Here is a 20,464-nt window from a genome sequence, read left to right as displayed (position 1 = left end):
TGTCCCGACGCGGCAGAAGGCGCGACTAGCAAGAGTACGGGCGGGTCGCTGACCGTGTCGAATTGACAGGCGCGGGGTCCATCAACGGAGACCGGGTTCGCACGGCTCCACGGCGCCGACTAAGTTGAGAGGGTGACTGATTCTCTCACCGTCCGTGACAACCGCACCGGACAGGAGTACGAGGTCCCGATCGCCGACGGCACCATCAAGGCCGCCGATCTGGGCAAGATCAAGGCCGGCGAGGACAATCCGGGCCTCGCGGTCTACGACCCGGGTTTCGTCAACACCGCGTCCTGCCGCAGCTCCGTCACCTACATCGACGGGGAGAAGGGCATCCTGGAGTACCGGGGCTACCCGATCGAGCAGCTGGCCGAGAAGTCCAGCTTCCTCGAGGTGGCCTACCTCCTCGTCCACGGCGCGCTGCCCACCAAGGTGGAGTACGAGGCGTGGGTGCACGAGATCACTTATCACACGTTCGTGCACGAGAACGTCAAGTCGTTCATGCAGGGCTTCCGGTACGACGCGCACCCCATGGGGATGCTGATGGCGTCGGTGGGAGCCCTCTCGACGTTCTACCCCGACGCGCGCAACATCAGCGACGCCGAGAACCGGCACATCCAGATCGTCCGGATGATCGCCAAGATGCCGACGCTCGGCGCCTGGGCGTTCCGCCACGCGCAGGGCAAGCCGTACGTCTACCCGGACAACGACCTGAGCTACACCGCCAACTTCCTCTCGATGCTCTTCAAGATGAGCGAGTCGAAGTTCGAGGCCGACGAGCGCCTGGTCAAGGCCCTCGACGTGCTCTTCATCCTGCACGCCGACCACGAGCAGAACTGCTCGACCAACGCCGTGCGCTCGGTGGGCTCCTCGCAGGTCGACCCGTACTCCGCGGTCGCCGCCGGCGTCGGCGCCCTCTACGGCCCGCTGCACGGTGGCGCCAACGAGGCGGTGCTGCGGATGCTGCGGCGCATCGGCTCCAAGGAGAACATCCCCGCCTTCATCGAGGGCGTGAAGAACGGCAACGAGAAGCTGATGGGCTTCGGGCACCGGGTCTACAAGAACTTCGACCCGCGCGCGACGATCATCAAGAAGGCCTGCGACGACGTCTTCGAGGTCACCGGGGTCAACCCGCTCCTCAGCATCGCCAAGGAGCTCGAGAAGATCGCGCTCGAGGACGAGTACTTCATCAAGCGCAAGCTCTACCCCAACGTGGACTTCTACTCGGGCCTGATCTACGAGGCGTTCCAGTTCCCGCCGGAGATGTTCACGGTCCTCTTCGCGATCGGCCGGACGCCGGGCTGGCTGTCCCAGTGGTCCGAGCTGGTCCAGGACAAGGAGCAGAAGATCGCCCGCCCGAAGCAGATCTACACCGGCGACCGCGGGCTGACCTTCGCCCCCGCGTCCGAGCGGTGGAAGTGAGCGCAGCTCACCCCGATCACCAGGACACGGCCCCGGACGCACCGTCCGGGGTCGTGTTCGATTTCGGGAACGTCCTGATCGACTGGGACCCCGCGCACGCCATCGCTGCGGGGGTCGGCGCCGACGAGGCGCGCCGCTTCCTGGACGCCGACGACTTCGACTTCATGGCGTGGAACCACGGCCCCGACTCCGGGGACTCCTGGGCCGACGCGGAGGACGCCGTACGCCGCTCGCACCCGCACTGGCTCGAGCACGCGCTGGCCTACCGCGCCCACTTCGCGGCCTCCTTGCTCGGGCCGGTGCCGGGCATGCCCGAGCTCGTCGCCGAGCTGCACGCCCGCGGCGTACCGCTGCTGGGGCTCACCAACTGGTCGGCCGAGCTCTATCCCCACGCCCCGGCCCGCTTCGACTTCCTCGCGCTCTTCGACGACGTGGTGGTCTCCGGCGAGGTCGGCGCGGCGAAGCCGGACCCACGCGCCTACGAGCTCGTCGCCGAGCGCAGCGGGCTCGCGCTGGACCGGCTGGTCTTCGTCGACGACCGGCAGGCCAACGTCGACGCGGCGGCCGCGCTCGGCATGCACGCCGTCGTCTTCATCGGCGCCGACGCCCTGCGCCGCGAGCTGCGCGGTCGCGGCCTGCCGGTCTGATCATCGGCGGAGCCGCACGACCGCGGTGGCCGGCGCCGTACGCCGAGGTCGCCTCAGGCAGGGACACGATCGGTCGCCGCGGAGCCGACCGGGTCGCGGGTGAGGTGGCGCACCTCCGAGGAGGTCAGGGCCAGCAGCGCGGAGGCGCCCATGATGCAGCCGACCACCAGCATCCACTCGCGGAAGCCGACCGCCAGCGCGATCGGCCCGGTGAGCGCCAGCCCGACCGGCCGGGCCACGAAGGAGCCCACGATGTCGAAGGAGTAGACCCGCGCCAGCTTGTCCGGCGCGACGTTCTGCTGGATCGAGAGGTCCCAGAAGACGTCGAAGACCTGCAGCCCGAAGCCGTGCAGGAACGCCCCGACGAGGATCACCCACAGGTGGTCCGACAGCGCCATCGCCAGCGGGAAGAGCGCAGTGAGGCTCAGCAGCACGGTGCCGATCAGCAGACCGCGGCGCGGGCGCCAGCGCAGGCAGAGCAGCCCACCCACGACGAAGCCCGCCATCAGCGTCCCGAGCGCGAGGCCCCACGCGGACCGGCCGATCTCACCGCCGATCAGGATCGGGCCCAGGACGGTCTGCGCCCCACCGTAGAACAGGTGGTAGAGCATCGCCTGCCCGATCAGGAGCCAGAGCCACGCGTGCGCGAGGACCTCGCGAGCGCCGTCGCCGAGGTCGGCGAGGATGGAGGTGCGCGGCCCGGTCGGCAGCGTCTGCTCGACGCGCATCCGGGAGTAGCAGCACGCCGCGATCGCGAAGGTCAGCGCGTCGACGCCGATCGCCCAACCGGACCCGACGACCGCGACCAGCACGCCGCCGAGCGTGTAGCCGACGGTGGAGGCGCTGGTCTGCAGCAGCGGCCGGATCGACACGGCGGAAGCGAGCTCCTCCGGCGGCACCGTCAGCCGCGTCATCGCCCGCGACGACGGCTGGCTGAGCGCCGCCAGGCAGCCGTTGAGCGCGCCCACCACGCCGAGCATCGGGATGGTCGCGAAGCCGGCGACCAGGGAGGTCGCGATCACGAGCTGCGTGACGGCGCTGCCGGCGGCCGAGCCCTCCATCATCAGCTTGCGCGGGAGCCGGTCACCCAGGACGCCGCCGAAGAGCGCCGTCACGACCTCCGCGAGCGCGAAGGCCGCCACGACCAGCCCGAGCTCCGAGGCCGAGCCGCCGAGGTCGAGCACGGCGAAGGCGAGGGCGATCGGGGTGATCGCGTTGCCGAGCGCGCTTGCCGTCGTGCCGCCGACGAGGAACCGGAAGTCCCGGTAGCGCAGGGCCGACAGGCGAGAGCTCACCCGCGCACATTACTTCGCTGGCGAACTATCCGCCACCCGACGCCGTACGCTGCGGTCGTGACCGCATCCGACGAGGACTGGGCCGACCGGCACGTCGCCCGCTGGCGCGACCACTGGATCGACGTCGAGTTCGACGACGACGTCGAGGCGATCGTCGTGCGGATCGGCCGGCTGCGGCAGCACTTCAGGCTGACCAAGCAGCAGGCGCTGGTCGAGGCCGGGCTCCAGGACTTCGAGTACGACACGCTCCACCACCTGATGGTCAGCGACACCCCCGGGCACGCCAGCCCGTCGACCCTGGCGGCCTCGCTGGAGATCAGCAACGCCGGCATGACGGGCCGGCTCGACTCGCTCGAGCGGGCCGGCTGGATCCAGCGCCGGCCCGACGTCGACGACCGGCGCCGCGTCGGCATCGAGGTCACCCGCAGCGGGGCGGCGATCTGGCGTCGGGCGATGAGCCTGCGCGGCCGGGCCGAGGACGAGCTGGTGCACGTCCTGGACGCCGAGGAGCGCGCCGCCCTGGCGTCGCTGCTGAAGAAGATGACCCTGGCCACCGAGGCCGTCACCGAGCCGGACTAGCCGCTTTCTTCGAGGCTGCCCAGCGGGGTCTCAGGTAGATCACAGGCAGTGCCAACACAGTGGGGGCATGAGCGAGCAGCCGACGAACCCCCCGCAAGGCCCGCAGAACCCGTACTTCTCGTACCCGGCGCCCCAGGGACCGGCCCCCGAGGGTCCCCCGTCGTACGCCGCTCCCGAGACCCAGACCCTCCCCACCCAGCGTCGCCCCCGGCGCGCCGGCCTGGCCGCCGCCGTCGTGGCGACGGCCCTGGTCGTCGGCGGCGCGGCGGGCGTCGGCGGTGCGGCCGCCTGGAGCGCCTACGACGACAACGGCTCCGGCAGCGCCGCGAGCCCGACCGACCACAGCAGCTCGCAGGTCGTCGACACCCCCGACTCCCCTGCCGCGGAGGGCTCGGTCGAGGCGGTGGCCTCGAAGGTCCTCCCGTCGGTCGTGAAGATCGACGTGACCGGCAGCCAGGGCTCCGGCTCGGGCTCGGGCATCATCCTCAGCTCGGACGGCGAGATCCTCACCAACAACCACGTCGCGGCGATCGCCGGCGACGGGGGCTCGATGACCGTCTTCTTCAACGACGGCACCTCGGCCGCCGCCAAGGTCGTGGGCACCGACCCGCTGACCGACACCGCGGTCATCAAGGCCGAGGACGTCTCGGGCCTGACCCCCGCGACCATCGGCAAGTCCGCCGACCTCAAGGTCGGCGAGAGCGTGGTCGCGATCGGCTCCCCCTTCGGGCTCGACTCGACGGTCACCAGCGGCATCGTCAGCGCCCTGAACCGACCGGTCGACGTGGGCACCGACAGCCAGAACAACAGCACGACCTACCCCGCCATCCAGACCGACGCCGCGATCAACCCCGGCAACAGCGGAGGCGCGCTGGTCGACCTGGACGGCAACGTCGTCGGCATCAACTCCTCGATCCGCACCGCCAGCTCCTCGGAGGAGCAGGCCGGATCCATCGGCCTCGGCTTCGCGATCCCGATGGACGAGGTGCTGCCGATCGTCGACCAGATGAGCAAGGGCGAGACCCCGACCCACGCGCGCCTCGGCATCTCGGTCTCCGACGTCGCCAGCAAGGACGGCGCGGAGGTGCTCCAGGGCGCCCAGGTCCAGGACGTCAGCTCCGGCTCGACCGCCTCGGACGCCGGGATCGCCAAGGGCGACGTGATCACCAAGATCGACGACCAGCTGATCACCGGCGCCGACTCGCTGGTCGCGACGATCCGCTCCTACCGGCCGGGCGAGAAGGTCACCGTCACCTACACGTCCGGCGGCGACACCAAGACCGCGTCGCTCACGCTCGACTCGGACGCCACCTCGTCCAAGTCCTGACTCACCCGAACCACCCCGACCTGGACCCGAGACCCAGGAAGGGGCTCCAGGCCCCACCGACTGACCGGCCCGTCTCCCGTCAGCCGGTGGGGCCTTTCTCCGTCACCCGCTTCTGGAACTCGCCCAGGCGGGCGACCGGGACGAACCCGAGCCGCTCGTTGACCCCGATCATGTGGCGGTTGACCTCGGCGTTGTAGGTGATCAGCTCGCGCACGTCCGGGTGCTCGCGCTGGAGCAGCCGCTGGTTGGCGACCTTCACGGCCAGCCCCAGGCGGTGGCCGCGCGCGTCGCGGCGTACGAGCGTGCCCCACTGGTAGGCGCGGCCGGGCTCGTGCACCGTCGTCGCGATGTCGGAGTAGGCGACGACCTGACCCTCGGGGTCGAGGGCGACGGTGTTGACCTTGGTGCGGCCCTGGGCGACGAGGAGAGCCTCGCCCTCACGCACGGTCGCCACGTCGGCGTACGCCGGCTCCAGGTGCAGCTCGCCGGTGGGCGCCTCGGTGTCGAGGGACGAGGTGAGTCGGGCCCAGCCGTCGACGAGCTCGTCCGGGACCGGCCCGATCCACGAGCGCAGCAGGTAGCCGGCGTGGTGCCCCGCCGCCTCCGCAGCCAGCTCGTCGAGGACCTCGTCGGCCACCGGCAGCGCCAGCCGGCGCTTCACGTCACCGAGGGCGAGATCGTAGCCGGCGGACCGGGCGAGCTCGCGACCCGGCTGGCCGGCCCCCGACGGCCCGGCGGCGTACGGCCAGGAGCTCTCTCCCACCAGGATGGTGCGGCCGCGGTCGCGGGCGACCCCTTCGAGGTGGGCGAGCATCGCGCTCGCGTGCCCGCGACGGCGTGCGTCGGGCAGGGTGTGGACGGCGAGCTCGGCCCGCTCGGTGTTGTCGAGGAGGGTCAGCTGGGCCCACCCGACGGTCACCAGCCGGCCGTCGGCGAAGCCGGAGTAGCCGCCGTCCCAGTAGCGGGTGCCCCGGGCCTGCATCAGGGCCCGGACCTCCTCGAGCTGCCAGGTCGCGGCCACCTCCGGCCCGCACGCACGCTCCGCGGCCTCGTAGACGCGGTGCCAGGCGTCGAGGGCCGCGTCGTCGAAGACGTCGACCTCGACGATCTGGAGCGCGCTCATCGGGCGCGCTGCACCCGACCCTCGTCCCAGACGGGGCCGTCGGACTCGTAGACCTCGCCGTCGGCGCCGTACACCAGGAACCGGTCGAAGCCGCGCGCGAACCAGCGGTCGTGGGTGACCGCGAGGACCGTGCCGTCGAAGGCCTCGAGCCCCTCCTCGAGCGCCTCGGCCGACTGCACGTCGAGGTTGTCGGTGGGCTCGTCGAGGAGCAGCAGCGTGGCGCCCGACAGCTCGAGCAGCAGGATCTGGAAGCGGGCCTGCTGACCGCCGGAGAGGGACTCGAACCGCTGCTCGCCCGCGTGCGCCAGCTCGTAGCGGTCCAGGACCCGCGCCGCCTGCTCGCGGCCCATCCCCGAGCGGCCGTTGGGCGAGCCGTCGCCGCGGTGCAGGATCTCGAGCAGCGTGCGTCCCATCAGCTCGGGGTGCTCATGGGTCTGGACGAACCAGCCGGGGCGCACCCGGGCGCCGAGCTTGGCCTTGCCGACGTGCGGGACCGGCTTGATCTCGACGTCGCCGACCGGGCGGTGCTCGACGTCCGGGTCGCTGCCACCGGCGGCGAGCAGCCGCAGGAAGTGGGACTTGCCCGAGCCGTTGGAGCCCAGCACGGCCACGCGCTCGCCGTACCAGACCTCGAGGTCGAAGGGCCTCATCAGCCCGGTCAGCTCGAGGCCCTCGCAGACGACCGCACGCTTGCCGGTCCGGCCGCCCTGCAGCCGCATCGTGACCTGCTGCTCGCGGGGCTGCTCGGTCGGCGGGCCGGCCTCCTCGAACTTGCGCAGCCGGGTCTGGGCGGCGCGGTACTGCGACGCCATGCCGTCGTTGTACTCCGACTTGATCTTGTAGTGGAGCACCAGCTGCTTGAGCTTGGCGTGCTCCTCGTCCCAGCGCTTGCGGAGCTCCTCGAAGCGCAGGAACCGGTCGCGGCGCGCCTGGTGGTACGACGAGAAGCCGCCCGGGTGGGTCCACACGGTGTTGCCGGCGTGGCCCAGCTCGACCGTCACGACGCGGGTGGCGGTGTTGTCGAGCAGCTCGCGGTCGTGGCTGATCATCAGGATGGTCTTGTCGGACTCGCGGACCCGGCCCTCGAGCCAGATCTTGCCGGGGACGTCGAGGTAGTTGTCGGGCTCGTCGAGCAGCAGCACCTCGTCGGGACCGCGGAGCAGGAACTCCAGGACCAGTCGCTTCTGCTCGCCACCGGAGAGGGTGCCGAGGGTGCGGTACTTCGCGCGGTCGTAGGACAGCGCCAGCGCCGCCATCGTGCAGACGTCCCAGGTGACCTCGATGTCGTAGCCACCGGCGTCGGTGAACTCCGACAGCGCGTGGGCGTAGGCCATCTGCGACTTCTCGTCGTCGGTCTCCATCAGCGCCAGCTCGCAGCGGTCGACCTCGGCCGCCGCCGCGCGGACCCGCGGCGGCGAGACGCTCAGCAGCAGGTCCTTCACGGTGGGGTCGTCGCCGAGCGCGGCTCCGACGGCCTGGCGCATCACCCCGAGCCCTCCGGAGCGGGTGACCGCCCCGGCGTGCGGGGACAGGTCGCCGGTGATGATCCGCAGGAGCGTCGTCTTGCCGGCGCCGTTGGCCCCGACGAGTGCGACCTTGGCCCCCTCGCCCACCCGGAACGACACGTCGTCGAGCAGCACCCGGCCGTCCGGCAGCTCGTAGCGCACCCCTGCCACATCCACGTGTCCCACGTCGGAGGATTGTCCGCCATCGGCGGCCCTCCCGGCCACCGGGTTGTTGGCGAGACCGGTGCCCGGTCCGTCGTACGTGCGGGCGGTCCTTAGAATCCCTCTGTGACCAGGGGAGCCGAGGAGGACGAGCAGACCGTCGCCGCCCCCACGGCCCGGCCGCTGCCCTACCCGCGCACCAGTCGCAAGGTCCGGGTCGCCGCGATGCTCGGGTACGCCGCGCTGCTGGTGCTGTGGTCGGAGACGCTGGGCATCCCCAACGACACCGTCGGGGTCTTCCTGTGGCTCTGGCTCGGCACGGTGGCCTGGAACATCCAGGCGCGCCCGAGCTATCACCTGAACTTCCTCAAGGACTGGTGGCTCCCGGTCGCCGGGCTGGTCATCTACTTCTTCACCCGCGGGCTGACCGACGAGATCGGGCTGCCGGTGCACGTGACCATGCCGATCCGCTTCGACGAGTGGGTCGGCTTCGGGCAGACGCCGACCGAGCGGCTCCAGCGCGCGCTGTGCGGCGACCCGTGCCTGCGGTCGAGCGAGCCGCGCTGGTACGACGTGCTCTTCACGACCGTCTACGCGACCCACTTCGTGACCGGGCTGACGATCGCCGCCGTGCTCTGGGTGCGCAACCGCGGCGAGTGGATCAAGTGGATGCGTCGCTACGTGATCATCAACTTCGGCGCGCTCGCGATCTACATGCTCTACCCGATGGCGCCGCCGTGGATGGCCTCCGAGCAGGGCGCCCTGCACGCGCGGGTCATCCGGATCACCGGCCGCGGCTGGCACGACATCGGCCTGGGCCGGATGGACGTGGTGCTCCAGGGCGTCGGCAACCCGGTCGCGGCGATGCCGTCGCTACATGCCGGCATCACGTTCCTGATCGCGCTCTACGGCATCCAGCGGCTGCGGACGCCGTACCGCTGGCTCCTCGTGCTCTACCCGCTCGCGATGTGCACGGCGCTCGTCTACTACGCCGAGCACTACGTGATCGACGTGCTGGCCGGCGCACTGCTCGCCGTCGTCGTGCTCGTGGGCTGCCAGCTGTGGGAGAACAGCCGCGACCGCGCCCGCGACCGCACCTGACCCGGCGTCACGGCCACGGTCCCCAGCTCGCCGCGGCGACCTGCTGCGCGGCCCGGCGCCGGGCGGCGTAGCGCACGGCGAGCACGAGGTGGCCGGCGATCCCGAGGAACATCAGGATCGTCAGGTAGGTGTGCAGCGGCTCGTTGTCCAGGTTGGTCTGGGAGGTCCAGATCACCACCCCGAGCGCGTAGCCGAAGTAGATGTGGAAGACCTTCAGCGTGCGCCGTGGCCGCACCAGGCCGAACACGTAGACCGACAGTCCCAGGTGGGTCGTGTTCAGTCCCACGACGGCCGCCACGAGGACCACGCCGAGCGCGGTCCGGTCCCCCGGCAGGTAGTGCGACGCCGTCGCCGCGACCACGACCGGCAGCAGGACCCAGCCGACGCGACGGTTGATCGCACCGGCACGCTGCTTGCGACGCAGGGCCACGACGGCCGGGTGCAGGTCCGGAGCGGTCATGGTCCGGTCCGCACTCAGGCGCCGATGACGTCGTCGTCCACGTCCTCGACCGCGCGCTCGACCTGCCGCCAGATCGAGCGGAGGGCGACGACCGCGCTCTCGACGTCGCGGTCCTCGGCCGAGGCCAGGACGGCGGACTGCCACGAGTGCTGGAGCGCGAGGAAGTCCACCGCGTCGATCAGGCGGACCAGCCGCTGCAGCTGGGGCAGGAGCGTCCTCACGGCGCGGGCGAGCTCGGGGCTGCCGCACCGGTCCAGCAGCGCCTCCCCGAACCGGTCGGACTCCGCGAACGCGGTGACGAGGTCGCCGCTGCGGTAGGCGAGGTCGAAGTCCAGCGCGATCCGGCGCAACGTCGCCATGTCACCGGCCACCACGTGCGGCAGGCTCCAGCGCAGCACGTGCTCCATCAGCAGCACGCTGACCCGGAAGACGTCGGCGGCATGGGCCCGGTCGAGCGGGGCGACGACGGCACCCCGGTTGCGCTGGACGACGACCAGCCCCTCCGAGGCCAGCTGGGCGAAGGCCTCGCGCAGCGGGGAGTTGGAGACCCCGAAGCGCTGCATGACCACCTCGGTGCGCAGTGGCGTGCCCGGCGCCAGCTGCCCCGAGACGATGTCCTCGCGGAGGGCTGCCACGAGGTGCTCCCGGAGTGCTCCGTGCTGGTGCCCGACGGTCATGACCGAACCGTACTCACTCCGCGGGCTTCGTGACCCAGAGATTGATGCCTGCCTCGACGGCGTCCTCGTCGATGGCGCCGAGCTCGGCCTCGGTCAGGTCCGGGAAGCTCAGCGCGTCCAGGTTGGCGTCGAGCTGCGAGACGCTCGAGGCACCGATGACCGCCGACGTGACGCGCGGGTCGCGGACCGCCCACTGCAGGGCGAGCTGGGCGAGCTTCTGGCCGCGCCCCTGCGCGATCTCGTTGAGCCGGCGCACGTGGCGCAGCCTGGACTCCTCGAGGTGGTCACTGCCCAGGCTGGAGCCGTCGCGCGCGGCCCGCGAGTCCGCCGGGACGCCGTCGAGGTAGCGGTCGGTCAGCAGCCCCTGCGCCAGCGGCGAGAAGACGATGCACCCCATCCCCTGCTGCTCGAGCTCGTCGAGCAGGTCCTCCTCGATCCAGCGGTTCAGCATGGAGTACGACGGCTGGTGGATCAGCAGCGGCGTGCCGAGGTCGCGCGCGATCGAGGCCGCCTCGTTGGTCTGCGCGGCGGAGTACGACGAGATGCCGGCGTAGAGCGCCTTGCCCTGCCGCACCGCCTGGTCCAGGGCCATCATCGTCTCCTCGACCGGGGTGTCCGGGTCGAAGCGGTGGCTGTAGAAGATGTCGACGTAGTCGAGCCCCATCCGGCCCAGCGACTGGTCGAGCGAGGAGAGGACGTACTTCCGTGAGCCGCCGCCCTGCCCGTAGGGACCCGGCCACATGTCGTAGCCGGCCTTGGTGGAGATGACCAGCTCGTCGCGGTAGGGCGCGAAGTCGTCGCGCAGGTAGCGCCCGAAGTTCTCCTCCGCGCGGCCGTACGGCGGCCCGTAGTTGTTGGCCAGGTCGAAGTGCGTCACGCCGCGGTCGAAGGCCCGCCGCAGGATCGCTCGCTGGGTCTCCTCCGGCCGGTCGGTGCCGAAGTTCTGCCACAGCCCCAGGGAGATCACCGGGAGCTGCAGACCACTGCGACCGGTGTGGCGGTAGGTCATCCCGGTCGAGGCGTCGTACCGGTTCTCGGCTGCTTCGTAGCTCATGGGCCGATCCTGCCACTGGGTGGTGGCGAGCCCGATGGCCGAGGTGCGAGGGAGGGGCCGGTGGTCGAGGTGCGAGGGAGGGCCGGTCGTTGAGGTGCGAGGCGCGCTAGCGCCGAGCCTCGAAACCACCCTCGGCGCGGACCCGGTCGTTGAGGTGCGAGGGAAGGCCGGTGGTTGAGGTGCGAGGCGCGCTAGCGCCGAGCCTCGAAACCACCCTCGGCGCCGGCCATCCGCAGCGCCAGCAGCCGGTAGTGCACCGCGACCTCGTCGGGCGTCCAGCGCCCCTCGTCGCGGAACCAGCGCGCGACGTCGATCCCGAGCGACAGCACCGCGAGCGCGGTCATGTGGGCGTCGGGGGTGTGGAAGGCACCGGCCGCGACGCCGCGGTCGATGACGTCGCGGACGGCGAGGTCGATCTCGTGTCGGACGGCGACGATCTCGGCGAGGTGCTCCTCGCTCAGGGCCGCGAGCTCGTAGTTGATCACCCGCGCACCGGTGTGCACGAGCGCGTGGTCGCGCACGAAGTCCTCGACCAGGACGCCGAGCTGCTCGACGGGGTCGGCGGAGAGCGCCACCGACGCCCGCACCATCGCGAGCACCCGCTCGTGACCCACCAGGGCGAGCTCGAAGAGCAGCTCCTCCTTGGACCGGTGGTGCACGTAGAGCGCGGCCGGGCTCATGCCCGCCGCGGTCGAGATGTCGCGCGTGGTCGTGCCGTGGAAGCCGCGCGTGGCGAACGCCTCGACCGCCGCCCGGGCCAGCCGGGTCCGGGCGTCGGGCTGCTCGGGGAGCAGCGGGTTCGCGGGGGTGGACGCACTCACGGGGGACATGGTAAGCAAGCGCTTAGTCAAACGACAAGGAGCGCACACGTGCAGGGACTGGACGGCAAGGTCGCGATCGTCACCGGAGCCAGCCGAGGCATCGGGCTGGGCATCGCCCAGCGGCTGGTCGACGAGGGCGCCCGGGTGTGCCTCACGGCCCGCAAGCAGGAGGCGCTCGACGAGGCGGTCGCCGTCCTCGGCGGACCGGACCACGCGATCGCCGTGGCCGGCAAGGCGGACGACCCGGAGCACCGCGCCGACGCCGTACGCCGCACCCTCGAGACGTTCGGCAGCCTGGACTTCCTGGTCAACAACGCCGGCATCAACCCGGTCGCCGGACCCCTGATCGAGATCGACCTCGGCGCGGCCCGCAAGATCGTCGAGGTCAACGCGCTCGGCGCGCTCGCCTGGGCGCAGGAGGCGTACGCCGCCTGGATGGGCGAGCACGGGGGCGCGATCGTCAACATCTCCTCGGTCTCGGGGGTGCGGCCCGCGCCGGGCATCTCCATGTACGGCGCCTCCAAGGCGATGATGATCAGCCTCACCGAGTCGCTCGCCGTCGAGCTCGGCCCGACGATCCGCGTCAACGCGGTCGCGCCGGCGGTGGTGAAGACCCAGTTCGCCAGCCTGCTCTTCGAGGGTCGCGAGGAGGAGGTGTCGCGCGCCTACCCGCTCAAGCGCCTCGGCGTCCCCGAGGACGTCGCCGGGTCGGTCGCCTTCCTGCTCTCCGACGACGCCGCCTGGCTGACCGGCCAGACCGTCGTCCTCGACGGCGGCGTCACCCTGACCGGCGGCGTGTGATGACCGAGCAGCTCCACGGCAAGGGAATCGTCGTGACCGGGGCCGGGCGTGGCATCGGTCGCGCCCTGGCCGTCCGGATGGCCGCCGAGGGCGCCCGCGTCGTCGTCAACGACCTCGACGCCGACAACGCCCGCGCGGTCGCCGCGGAGATCGGCGGCACGCCGGTGCCGGGCGACGTCTCCTCGACCGAGGGGGTGCGGGCCGTCATCGGCTCCGCGACCGAGGCCCTGGGCCGGATCGACGTCTTCTTCGCCAACGCCGGCATCGACGGCGCCGGTGGCACCGACAGCCTGCAGACGCCCGACGACGTCTGGGACAAAGTCATGGACGTCAACGTGATGGCCCACGTGCGGGCGGCGCGCGAGCTGGTGCCGCGCTGGCTGGACGACGGCCTCGGCGGCCGGTTCGTCGTCACCGCGTCGGCGGCCGGACTGCTCACGATGATCGGCAGCGCGCCGTACTCCGTCACCAAGCACGCCGCCGTCGGCTTCGCCGAGTGGCTCTCCGTGACGTACGGCGCGCGCGGGGTCGACGTGCACGCGATCTGCCCGCAGGGCGTGCAGACCAAGATGCTCGAGGACGCAGGACCCCTGCAGGCACTGCTCTCCCGCGACAGCGCGCTGCCCCCGGAGGCGGTCGCGGACGCGGCCGTCGCCGCCATCGCCGAGGGCCGCTTCCTGGTCCTGCCCCACCCGGAGGTGGCGGGCTACTACGCCGCTCGCGCCGCCGACACGGACCGGTGGCTGGGCGGCATGCGCCGGCTGCAGCAGAAGGTCGACGAGGCAGGAGCGCCGTGATGCAGACGAAGGACATCCCCGGCCTCGACCTCGACGTCTTCCGCCGCTGGTACGACGCCCAGCGCCCCGGCGAGATCGACGGCGAGCTCAGCGGCCAGGTGATCGCCGGCGGCCGGTCCAACCTGACCTACGAGGTCACCGACGGTGCGTCGTGGTGGATCGTGCGTCGCCCGCCGCTCGGCCACGTGCAGGCCACCGCGCACGACATGGGGCGGGAGTTCACGGCGATGAGCGCCCTGGTGCCGACCGACGTCCCGGTGCCGACGACGTACGCGCACTGCGCGGACCCGGAGGTGCTCGGCGCGCCGTTCTACGTGATGGAGCGGATCATCGGCACGGCGTACCGGAACCGCACCCAGCTCGAGCCCCTCGGCGCTGAGCGCACCGCCGCCATCGCGGGCCGAATGGTCGACGTCCTCGCCACCTTGCACGCGGTCGACCCCGCTGCGGTCGGGCTCGACGGGCTCGGCCGGCCGGCCGGCTTCCTGGAGCGTCAGGTGCGCCGGTGGGGCAAGCAGCTCGAGGGCTCGAAGACCCGCGAGCACCCGGACGCCGAGGAGCTGCACCGTCGGCTCACCGAGCGGGTGCCGGGCGATGACGCCGACCCGTCGGGGCAGTACGTCGGGATCGTCCACGGCGACTACCGCCTCGACAACCTGCTGACCGGCGACGACGACCAGATCAAGGCCGTCGTCGACTGGGAGATGGCGACGCTCGGCGACACCCGCACCGACATCGCGCTGCTGCTCGTCTACGACCGGCTCGCCTCGCTCCCGGGCAGCGGGCTGGTCTCCGACGTCAGCACCGCACCGGGCTACCCGGACACCGCCACCCAGCTCGAGAGGTACGCCGCGGCCAGCGGCCGCGACCTCGGCGACATGGGCTTCCACCTCGGGCTCGCCTACTTCAAGCTCGCGGTGATCCTCGAAGGCATCAACTTCCGCTACCTCCAGGGCCAGACCGTCGGCGCCGGCTTCGACCAGATCGGCGCCGGCTTCGACCCACTGATCGCCGCGGGGCTCGACGCCCTCGGCCAACACCGAGCAGAGGACTGACATGGACTTCGGTCTCGACGACAGGACCACCGAGCTGCACGACCGGCTCTCGACCTTCATGGCGGAGCGGATCGTGCCGTCCGGCCCGGTCTTCCACCAGCAGCTCGGCGAGCTCGACGACCGCTGGGCGTGGTCGGAGGCGCCGATCCTCAAGGAGCTCCAGGCCGAGGCGCGCGAGCTCGGGCTGTGGAACCTCTTCCTGCCCCGCGAGCACGCCGACAGCCCCGGCCTGACGAACCTGCAGTACGCGCCGCTCGCCGAGCTGACCGGCCACGCCGGGCACCTCGCGCCCGCCGTGCTCAACTGCGCGGCGCCCGACACCGGCAACATGGAGGTGCTGTCGCTCTTCGGCACCCCGGAGCAGAAGGAGCGGTGGCTCCGGCCCCTGCTGGCAGCGGAGATCCGGTCGTCCTTCGCGATGACCGAGCCCGACGTGGCCTCGTCGGACGCCACCAACATCGAGACCCGGATCGAGCGGGACGGCGACGAGTACGTCCTCAACGGCCGCAAGTGGTGGATCACCGGCGCGATGAACCCGCACGCCGAGATCATGATCGTGATGGGCAAGACCGACCCCTCGGCGTCGCGGCACCGGCAGCAGAGCCAGGTGCTCGTGCCCCGCGACACCCCGGGCCTCGAGGTGCTGCGGGGCATGACCGTCTACGGGTACGACGACCACGAGCACGGCGGGCACGCCGAGCTCAGGTTCACCGACGTCCGCGTCCCGGTCTCCAACCTCATCGGCGAGGAGGGTGCCGGCTTCGCGATCGCGCAGGCCCGCTTGGGCCCCGGGCGCATCCACCACTGCATGCGCGCGATCGGCGTGGCCGAGTCGGCCATCGAGCTGATGTGCCAGCGTGCGGCCTCGCGCGTCGCCTTCGGCCGGCCGCTCGCCAACCAGGGCGTGATCCGCGACTGGATCGCCGAGTCCCGGGTGCGCATCGAGCAGCTGCGGCTGCTGGTGCTCAAGACCGCGTGGCTGATGGACACCGTGGGCAACCGCGGCGCCCACACCGAGATCCAGGCGATCAAGATCGCCACTCCCCAGACCGTGCAGTGGATCCTCGACAAGGCCATCCAGGTGCACGGCGCCGGCGGTCTCTCGGAGGACTTCCCGCTCGCGTCGGCGTACGCCGGGATCCGCACCCTGCGCTTCGCCGACGGCCCCGACGAGGTGCACAAGAACTCGCTGGCCAAGACCGAGATCGCCCGCCACACCGCGGAGCACACCACCGATGGATGAGACCGAGCTCGTCGCCCGCGTCGCCGCGCTCCTCGAGGCCCACCCGGCGGCGTCGACCGAGCGGCTCGACTTCCTGCACGCGCGCTACGACGCCGGTCTCGCCTGGGTGCACTTCCCGGAGGGACTCGGCGGCCTCGGGCTGCCACGGGGGATGCAGCCGATCGTGGAGAAGGCCTTCCACGCCGCCGGTGCCCCCGACAACGACCCGCGCAAGATCGGCATCGGCCTGGGCATGGCCGCACCCACGATCCTCGCCTTCGGGACCGAGGAGCAGAAGCAGCGCTACCTGCGCCCGCTGTGGTGCGGCGAGGAGGTGTGGTGCCAGCTCTTCTCCGAGCCGGGGGCCGGCTCCGACCTCGCGGGCCTGTCGACGCGGGCGGTGCTCGACGGCGATACCTGGATCGTCAACGGCCAGAAGGTCTGGACGTCGTCGGCCCACATCGCCGACCGGGCGATCCTGATCGTGCGCACCGACCCCGACCAGCCCAAGCACGCAGGGCTGTCGTACTTCCTCCTCGACATGCACGACCCGGGGGTCGAGGTGCGTCCGCTGCGCCAGATCACCGGCGAGGCCGAGTTCAACGAGGTCTTCCTGACCGATGCGCGGATCGCCGACGCCGACCGGCTGGGCGCGGTGGGCGAGGGGTGGAAGGTCGCCAACGCGACGCTCTCCAACGAGCGGGTGGCGATCGGCGGTGGTGCGTTCCCGCGCGAGTTCGGCATGGTCATGAACGTCGCGAAGACCTGGCGCGAGCGCCCCGAGCTGCGCACCGCGGAGACCCACGAGCGCCTGCTCCGCGGCTGGATCGACACCGAGGTCGCCCGCATCACGGCCACCCGGCTGCGGCAGAAGATGGCCGCCGGCGTGCCCGGCCCGGAGGGCTCGGCGATGAAGCTCTCCTTCGCGCGGATCAACCAGCAGCTCTCCGGCCTGGAGGTCGACCTGCTCGGCGACGACGGGCTGCGCTACGAGAGCTGGGAGATGAAGCGGCCGACCCGCGTCGACTTCTTCGGCAAGGACGCCGGCTACCGCTACCTGCGCGCCAAGGGCAACTCGATCGAGGGCGGGACGTCGGAGGTGCTGCGCAACGTCGTCTCCGAGCGTGTCCTCGGCCTGCCCACCGAGCACCGCGTCGACAAGGACGTGCCGTGGAAGGACCTCCCCCGATGAGCCTCACCGCTCCTGCCGACGTCAGCCTGCTGGCCGACGACGTCGAGACCGACCTGCGCGCGTCGGTGCGCAAGGTGCTCGACAGGCACGCGCCGACCGACCGCGTGAACGCTCTCTACGACGGCACGGACGACGTGTCCGCACCGCTGTGGTCGGCGTTCGTCGAGCTCGGCCTGCCGGGGCTGCTGGTCCCCGAGTCCCTCGGTGGCGCCGGCGCGTCCGCGGTCGAGGCCGCGGCCGTGCTCGAGGAGCTCGGCCGGGCGGCCGCGCCGTCGCCGTACCTGACGTCGAGCGTCGTCGCGACCACCCTGCTCGCGGCGCTGGGTGACACCACGATCCTGCCGTCGCTCGCCTCCGGCGAGCACACGGCGGCGCTGCTGGTCCGCCCGACCGCGCGGCACCACGGACCGGCCGCGCTCACGACCGTCGGCCTGCCCGCGGACGTGCTGCTGCTGCCCGAGGGCGACGCGCTGTACGCCGTACGCGGCGCCACCTCCACCCGGCTCTCCTCGCTCGACATGACCCGCCCGCTCGGCGAGGTCGACCTCTCGGGGGCCGAGCGGACCCTGGTCTCCGACGACGCGGCCGCCGCGATCGACCGGGCCCTGCTCACCGGTGCCGGACTGCTCGCCGCCGAGCAGGTCGGCGTCGCGCGCTGGGCGCTCGAGACGACGATCGGCTACCTCAAGGAGCGCCGGCAGTTCGGCCGTGTCGTCGGCGGCTTCCAGGCCCTCAAGCACCGGCTCGCCGACCTCTACGCCGAGGTGGAGCAGGCCGATGCGGCCGCTCGGTACGCCGCGGCGACGCTGGCGACCGACGACGCCGACGCTCCGATCGCGGTCGCGGTCGCGGCCGCCTTCTGCGGCGAGGTCGCGGTGCACGCGGTCGAGGAGGCCGTCCAGCTGCACGGCGGTCTGGGCATGACCTGGGAGCACCCCGCCCACCTGCACCTCAAGCGGGCCAAGGCCGACGCGCTGCTGCTCGGTTCCTCCGAGGCGCACCGCGCCGCGCTCGCCGTACTCGTCGACCTGCCAGCACCAGGAGCATGACATGGACCTGACACTCAACGAGGAGCAGCAGGCGTTCCGCGACCTCGCCCGCGACTTCCTGGACCGCGAGGCGATCCCCCACCGGACCCGGTGGGACCGCGACGAGGCGGTCGACCTCGACATCATCGCGAAGATGGCCGAGATCGGGTTCTTCGGGCTGACCATCCCCGAGGAGTACGGCGGCCTGGGCGGCGACTACCTGACCTACGTGCTCGGCATGGAGGAGCTCGGCCGGGCCGACTCCGCGCTGCGGGGCATCGTGTCGGTGTCCAGCGGCCTTTTCGGCAAGTCGGTCCTGGGCTTCGGCACCGAGGAGCAGAAGCAGGAGTGGCTGCCGCGGATCTCCAGCGGCACCGCACTCGGGTGCTTCGGGCTGACCGAGCCCGACACGGGCTCGGACGCCGGCAACCTGACGTCGCGGGCCCGCAAGGACGGCGGCGACTACGTCCTGAACGGTCAGAAGCTCTTCATCACCAACGGCACCTGGGCCGATGTCGCGCTCGTCTTCGCCCGCACCAGCGACGACGGCCCGCGCGGCGTCTCGGCGTTCCTGGTCCCGACGGACACGCCCGGCTTCGAGGCGCGCGAGATCAAGGGCAAGCTCGGGCTGCGCGGCCAGGCCACGGCCGAGCTGTTCCTCTCCGACGTACGCCTTCCGGCGTCCGCCCTCCTCGGCGAGGAGGGCAAGGGCTTCAAGATCGCGATGACGACGCTCGACAAGGGCCGGGTCGCCGTCGGTGCCGGGTGCGTCGGGATCGTGCAGGGCTGCCTCGAGAGCTCGGTCGAGTACGCCACCACCCGCACGCAGTTCGGCAAGCCGCTCGCCGGCTTCCAGCTCGTGCAGGCACTGATCTCCGACATGTCCGTCGACGCCGACGCGGCGCGGCTCCTGGTCTGGCGCTGCGCCGACCTGATCGACCGCGGTGAGCCGTTCGGCACCGCTGCGTCGAAGGCCAAGCTGTTCGCGTCCGAGGCCGCCGTACGCGCCGCCAACAACGCGATCCAGGTGTACGGCGGAGCCGGATACGTCGACGAGTACCCGGCCGAGAAGTACCTCCGGGACGCCCGCGTGATGACCCTCTACGAGGGCACCAGCCAGATCCAGAAGCTGCTCATCGGCCGCGCCGAGACCGGCATCAACGCGTTCACCTAGGGAGACACCATGCCGCTCGATCCGCACCTCCAGGGACTGCTCGACTTCATCGAGTCCGCCGGCCTGCCGCCCATGTCGGCAGGCACGCCGGAGATGGCGCGCGCCGGCTTCCGCGCGCTCACCGTCGACGCACGGCCGCCGGAGTCGCTGCCGGAGGTGGACTCCGTCGAGGACATCACCGTTCCCGGCGGCGCCGGGCCACGACCGGCCCGCGTCTACCGCCCCGCACTGCCCGGTCCGCTGCCGACGATCGTGCTGCTGCACGGCGGCGGCTTCGTGATCGGCGACCTCGACACCCACGACCTGACGGCCCGCACGCTGGCCAACGAGTGCGCGGCCGTGGTCGTCTCCGTCGACTACCGGCTCGCGCCGGAGGACCCGTGGCCGGCCGGCCTCGAGGACGCCGTCGCCGCGACCCGCTGGGCCTCGACGTCGCTCGACTCCCTCGGTGGCGACCCGCGCCTCGCCGTCGCGGGTGACAGCGCCGGCGGCAACCTGTCCGCCGTGGTCGCCCAGACCATGCGCGACGAGGGTGTCCAGCTCGCCGGGCAGCTGCTCCTCTACCCGGTCACCGACGGTCGGGGCAGCTACGCCTCCCACACCGAGAACGGCACCGGCTACTTCCTCGACATCGACACCATGGTCTGGTTCGACCAGCAGTACGTCGGCCACCTCACCGACGTCGACGCCGCTGACCCGCGCCTCGCGCCGCTGCACGGCGACCTCGCCGGACTCGCCCCGGCCGTCGTGGTGGTCGCCGAGTTCGACCCCCTCCGCGACGACGGCCTCGCCTACGCCGCCGCCCTCTCGGCCGCCGGCGTCCCCGTCGAGGTCCGCACCTTCGACGGCATGATCCACGGCTTCGTCGACATGGGCCGCCACTCCCCCGCCGCCCAAGCCGCCATCGACGAGACCTGCGCCCTCTTCCGGAAGGTCCTCCACGCCGGTGGTTGAAACCACCCGGGGGTCCCGGTGGTCGAGCAGCGAGCGCCAGCGAGCGTCGTCGAGACCCCCGCACCCGA

20 protein-coding genes are annotated in these 20,464 nt (G+C 71.8%); 13 read left to right on the top strand and 7 right to left on the bottom strand.

The features are described 5' to 3' along the window. The first annotated feature begins 132 nt into the window (after positions 1-132). Positions 133-1,422, top strand: coding sequence for a citrate synthase (locus tag N542_RS25225; RefSeq protein ID WP_051551909.1), 1,290 nt, complete (start codon positions 133-135; stop codon positions 1,420-1,422). Positions 1,423-1,475: 53 nt separating this feature from the next. Beyond that, the gene (locus N542_RS0116360; protein ID WP_028644854.1) at positions 1,476-2,069 is read left to right on the top strand and encodes an HAD family hydrolase; all 594 of its coding nucleotides are present in this window, start codon (positions 1,476-1,478) and stop codon (positions 2,067-2,069) included. Positions 2,070-2,122: 53 nt separating this feature from the next. Here the strand turns inward: N542_RS0116360 and N542_RS0116355 are convergent, their stop codons facing one another. Beyond that, positions 2,123-3,364, bottom strand: a complete 1,242-nt coding sequence (locus N542_RS0116355) for an MFS transporter (protein ID WP_028644853.1) — start codon at positions 3,362-3,364, stop codon at positions 2,123-2,125. A 57-nt stretch (positions 3,365-3,421) separates the two neighbouring features. On the opposite strand from N542_RS0116355, the gene N542_RS0116350 reads away from it, so the two are divergent. Then, on the top strand, positions 3,422-3,943 hold the full coding sequence (locus tag N542_RS0116350) for a MarR family winged helix-turn-helix transcriptional regulator (protein WP_028644852.1): 522 nt from the start codon (positions 3,422-3,424) through the stop codon (positions 3,941-3,943). Positions 3,944-4,010: 67 nt separating this feature from the next. After that, positions 4,011-5,270 carry a S1C family serine protease gene (locus N542_RS0116345; protein WP_028644851.1) on the top strand — a complete coding sequence of 420 codons (1,260 nt, stop codon included), beginning with the start codon at positions 4,011-4,013 and terminating at the stop codon, positions 5,268-5,270. 79 nt (positions 5,271-5,349) lie between these two features. Here the strand turns inward: N542_RS0116345 and N542_RS0116340 are convergent, their stop codons facing one another. Both N542_RS0116340 and N542_RS0116335 read right to left on the bottom strand, forming a co-directional pair. Continuing rightward, positions 5,350-6,393 carry a GNAT family N-acetyltransferase gene (locus N542_RS0116340; RefSeq protein ID WP_028644850.1) on the bottom strand — a complete coding sequence of 348 codons (1,044 nt, stop codon included), beginning with the start codon at positions 6,391-6,393 and terminating at the stop codon, positions 5,350-5,352. Further along, positions 6,390-8,084: an ABC-F family ATP-binding cassette domain-containing protein gene (locus N542_RS0116335; RefSeq protein WP_028644849.1), complete on the bottom strand. Its 1,695-nt coding sequence runs from the start codon at positions 8,082-8,084 to the stop codon at positions 6,390-6,392. Before N542_RS0116335 ends, N542_RS0116340 begins: the two co-directional genes overlap by 4 nt. A gap of 102 nt (positions 8,085-8,186) precedes the next feature. Here N542_RS0116335 and N542_RS25220 point away from each other — a divergent pair, with 102 nt between their 5' ends. After that, a complete protein-coding gene (locus N542_RS25220; protein ID WP_051551905.1) occupies positions 8,187-9,161 on the top strand; it encodes a phosphatase PAP2 family protein in 975 nt (324 codons plus the stop codon). Positions 9,162-9,168: 7 nt separating this feature from the next. On the opposite strand, the gene N542_RS0116325 is transcribed toward N542_RS25220, so the two are convergent. The 4 genes from N542_RS0116325 to N542_RS0116305 all read right to left on the bottom strand — a co-directional run bounded on the left by N542_RS0116325 (position 9,169) and on the right by N542_RS0116305 (position 12,182). Continuing rightward, positions 9,169-9,621 (bottom strand): hypothetical protein, encoded by a 453-nt coding sequence (locus N542_RS0116325; RefSeq protein ID WP_028644848.1) that lies wholly within the window; start codon positions 9,619-9,621, stop codon positions 9,169-9,171. Positions 9,622-9,635: 14 nt separating this feature from the next. Next, positions 9,636-10,298 (bottom strand): GntR family transcriptional regulator, encoded by a 663-nt coding sequence (locus N542_RS25215; protein WP_051551903.1) that lies wholly within the window; start codon positions 10,296-10,298, stop codon positions 9,636-9,638. Positions 10,299-10,311: 13 nt separating this feature from the next. Further along, positions 10,312-11,352, bottom strand: a complete 1,041-nt coding sequence (mgrA, locus tag N542_RS0116310; protein ID WP_028644847.1) for an L-glyceraldehyde 3-phosphate reductase — start codon at positions 11,350-11,352, stop codon at positions 10,312-10,314. Between the two features lie 191 nt (positions 11,353-11,543). After that, positions 11,544-12,182 carry a TetR/AcrR family transcriptional regulator gene (locus tag N542_RS0116305; RefSeq protein WP_028644846.1) on the bottom strand — a complete coding sequence of 213 codons (639 nt, stop codon included), beginning with the start codon at positions 12,180-12,182 and terminating at the stop codon, positions 11,544-11,546. Positions 12,183-12,221: 39 nt separating this feature from the next. Between N542_RS0116305 and N542_RS0116300 the strand changes: the two genes are divergently transcribed. The 8 genes from N542_RS0116300 to N542_RS0116265 are packed head-to-tail and all read left to right on the top strand — an operon-like array spanning position 12,222 to position 20,396. Then, positions 12,222-12,974 carry an SDR family oxidoreductase gene (locus N542_RS0116300; RefSeq protein ID WP_028644845.1) on the top strand — a complete coding sequence of 251 codons (753 nt, stop codon included), beginning with the start codon at positions 12,222-12,224 and terminating at the stop codon, positions 12,972-12,974. Then, positions 12,974-13,771, top strand: a complete 798-nt coding sequence (locus N542_RS0116295) for an SDR family NAD(P)-dependent oxidoreductase (protein ID WP_028644844.1) — start codon at positions 12,974-12,976, stop codon at positions 13,769-13,771. Before N542_RS0116300 ends, N542_RS0116295 begins: the two co-directional genes overlap by 1 nt. Further along, on the top strand, positions 13,771-14,826 hold the full coding sequence (locus N542_RS0116290) for a phosphotransferase family protein (RefSeq protein WP_028644843.1): 1,056 nt from the start codon (positions 13,771-13,773) through the stop codon (positions 14,824-14,826). Before N542_RS0116295 ends, N542_RS0116290 begins: the two co-directional genes overlap by 1 nt. 1 nt (position 14,827) lies before the next feature. Further along, entirely contained in the window at positions 14,828-16,069 is a 1,242-nt protein-coding gene (locus N542_RS0116285; protein ID WP_028644842.1) for an acyl-CoA dehydrogenase family protein, read from the top strand. Continuing rightward, complete coding sequence (locus N542_RS0116280; protein WP_028644841.1) at positions 16,062-17,240, top strand: acyl-CoA dehydrogenase family protein; 1,179 nt, start codon at positions 16,062-16,064, stop codon at positions 17,238-17,240. The genes N542_RS0116285 and N542_RS0116280 overlap by 8 nt, the downstream gene beginning before the upstream one ends. Then, positions 17,237-18,289 carry an acyl-CoA dehydrogenase family protein gene (locus N542_RS0116275; protein ID WP_028644840.1) on the top strand — a complete coding sequence of 351 codons (1,053 nt, stop codon included), beginning with the start codon at positions 17,237-17,239 and terminating at the stop codon, positions 18,287-18,289. The genes N542_RS0116280 and N542_RS0116275 overlap by 4 nt, the downstream gene beginning before the upstream one ends. Position 18,290: 1 nt before the next feature. Then, entirely contained in the window at positions 18,291-19,442 is a 1,152-nt protein-coding gene (locus N542_RS0116270) for an acyl-CoA dehydrogenase family protein (protein WP_028644839.1), read from the top strand. A 9-nt stretch (positions 19,443-19,451) separates the two neighbouring features. After that, positions 19,452-20,396 carry an alpha/beta hydrolase gene (locus N542_RS0116265; protein ID WP_028644838.1) on the top strand — a complete coding sequence of 315 codons (945 nt, stop codon included), beginning with the start codon at positions 19,452-19,454 and terminating at the stop codon, positions 20,394-20,396. Positions 20,397-20,464 lie beyond the last annotated feature (68 nt).

Source organism: Nocardioides sp. URHA0020, assembly GCF_000620705.1.
Classification (GTDB): domain Bacteria; phylum Actinomycetota; class Actinomycetes; order Propionibacteriales; family Nocardioidaceae; genus Nocardioides.
Note: the sequence above shows the minus strand (reverse complement) of the source record. Positions and strands in the feature narration are given on the sequence as shown.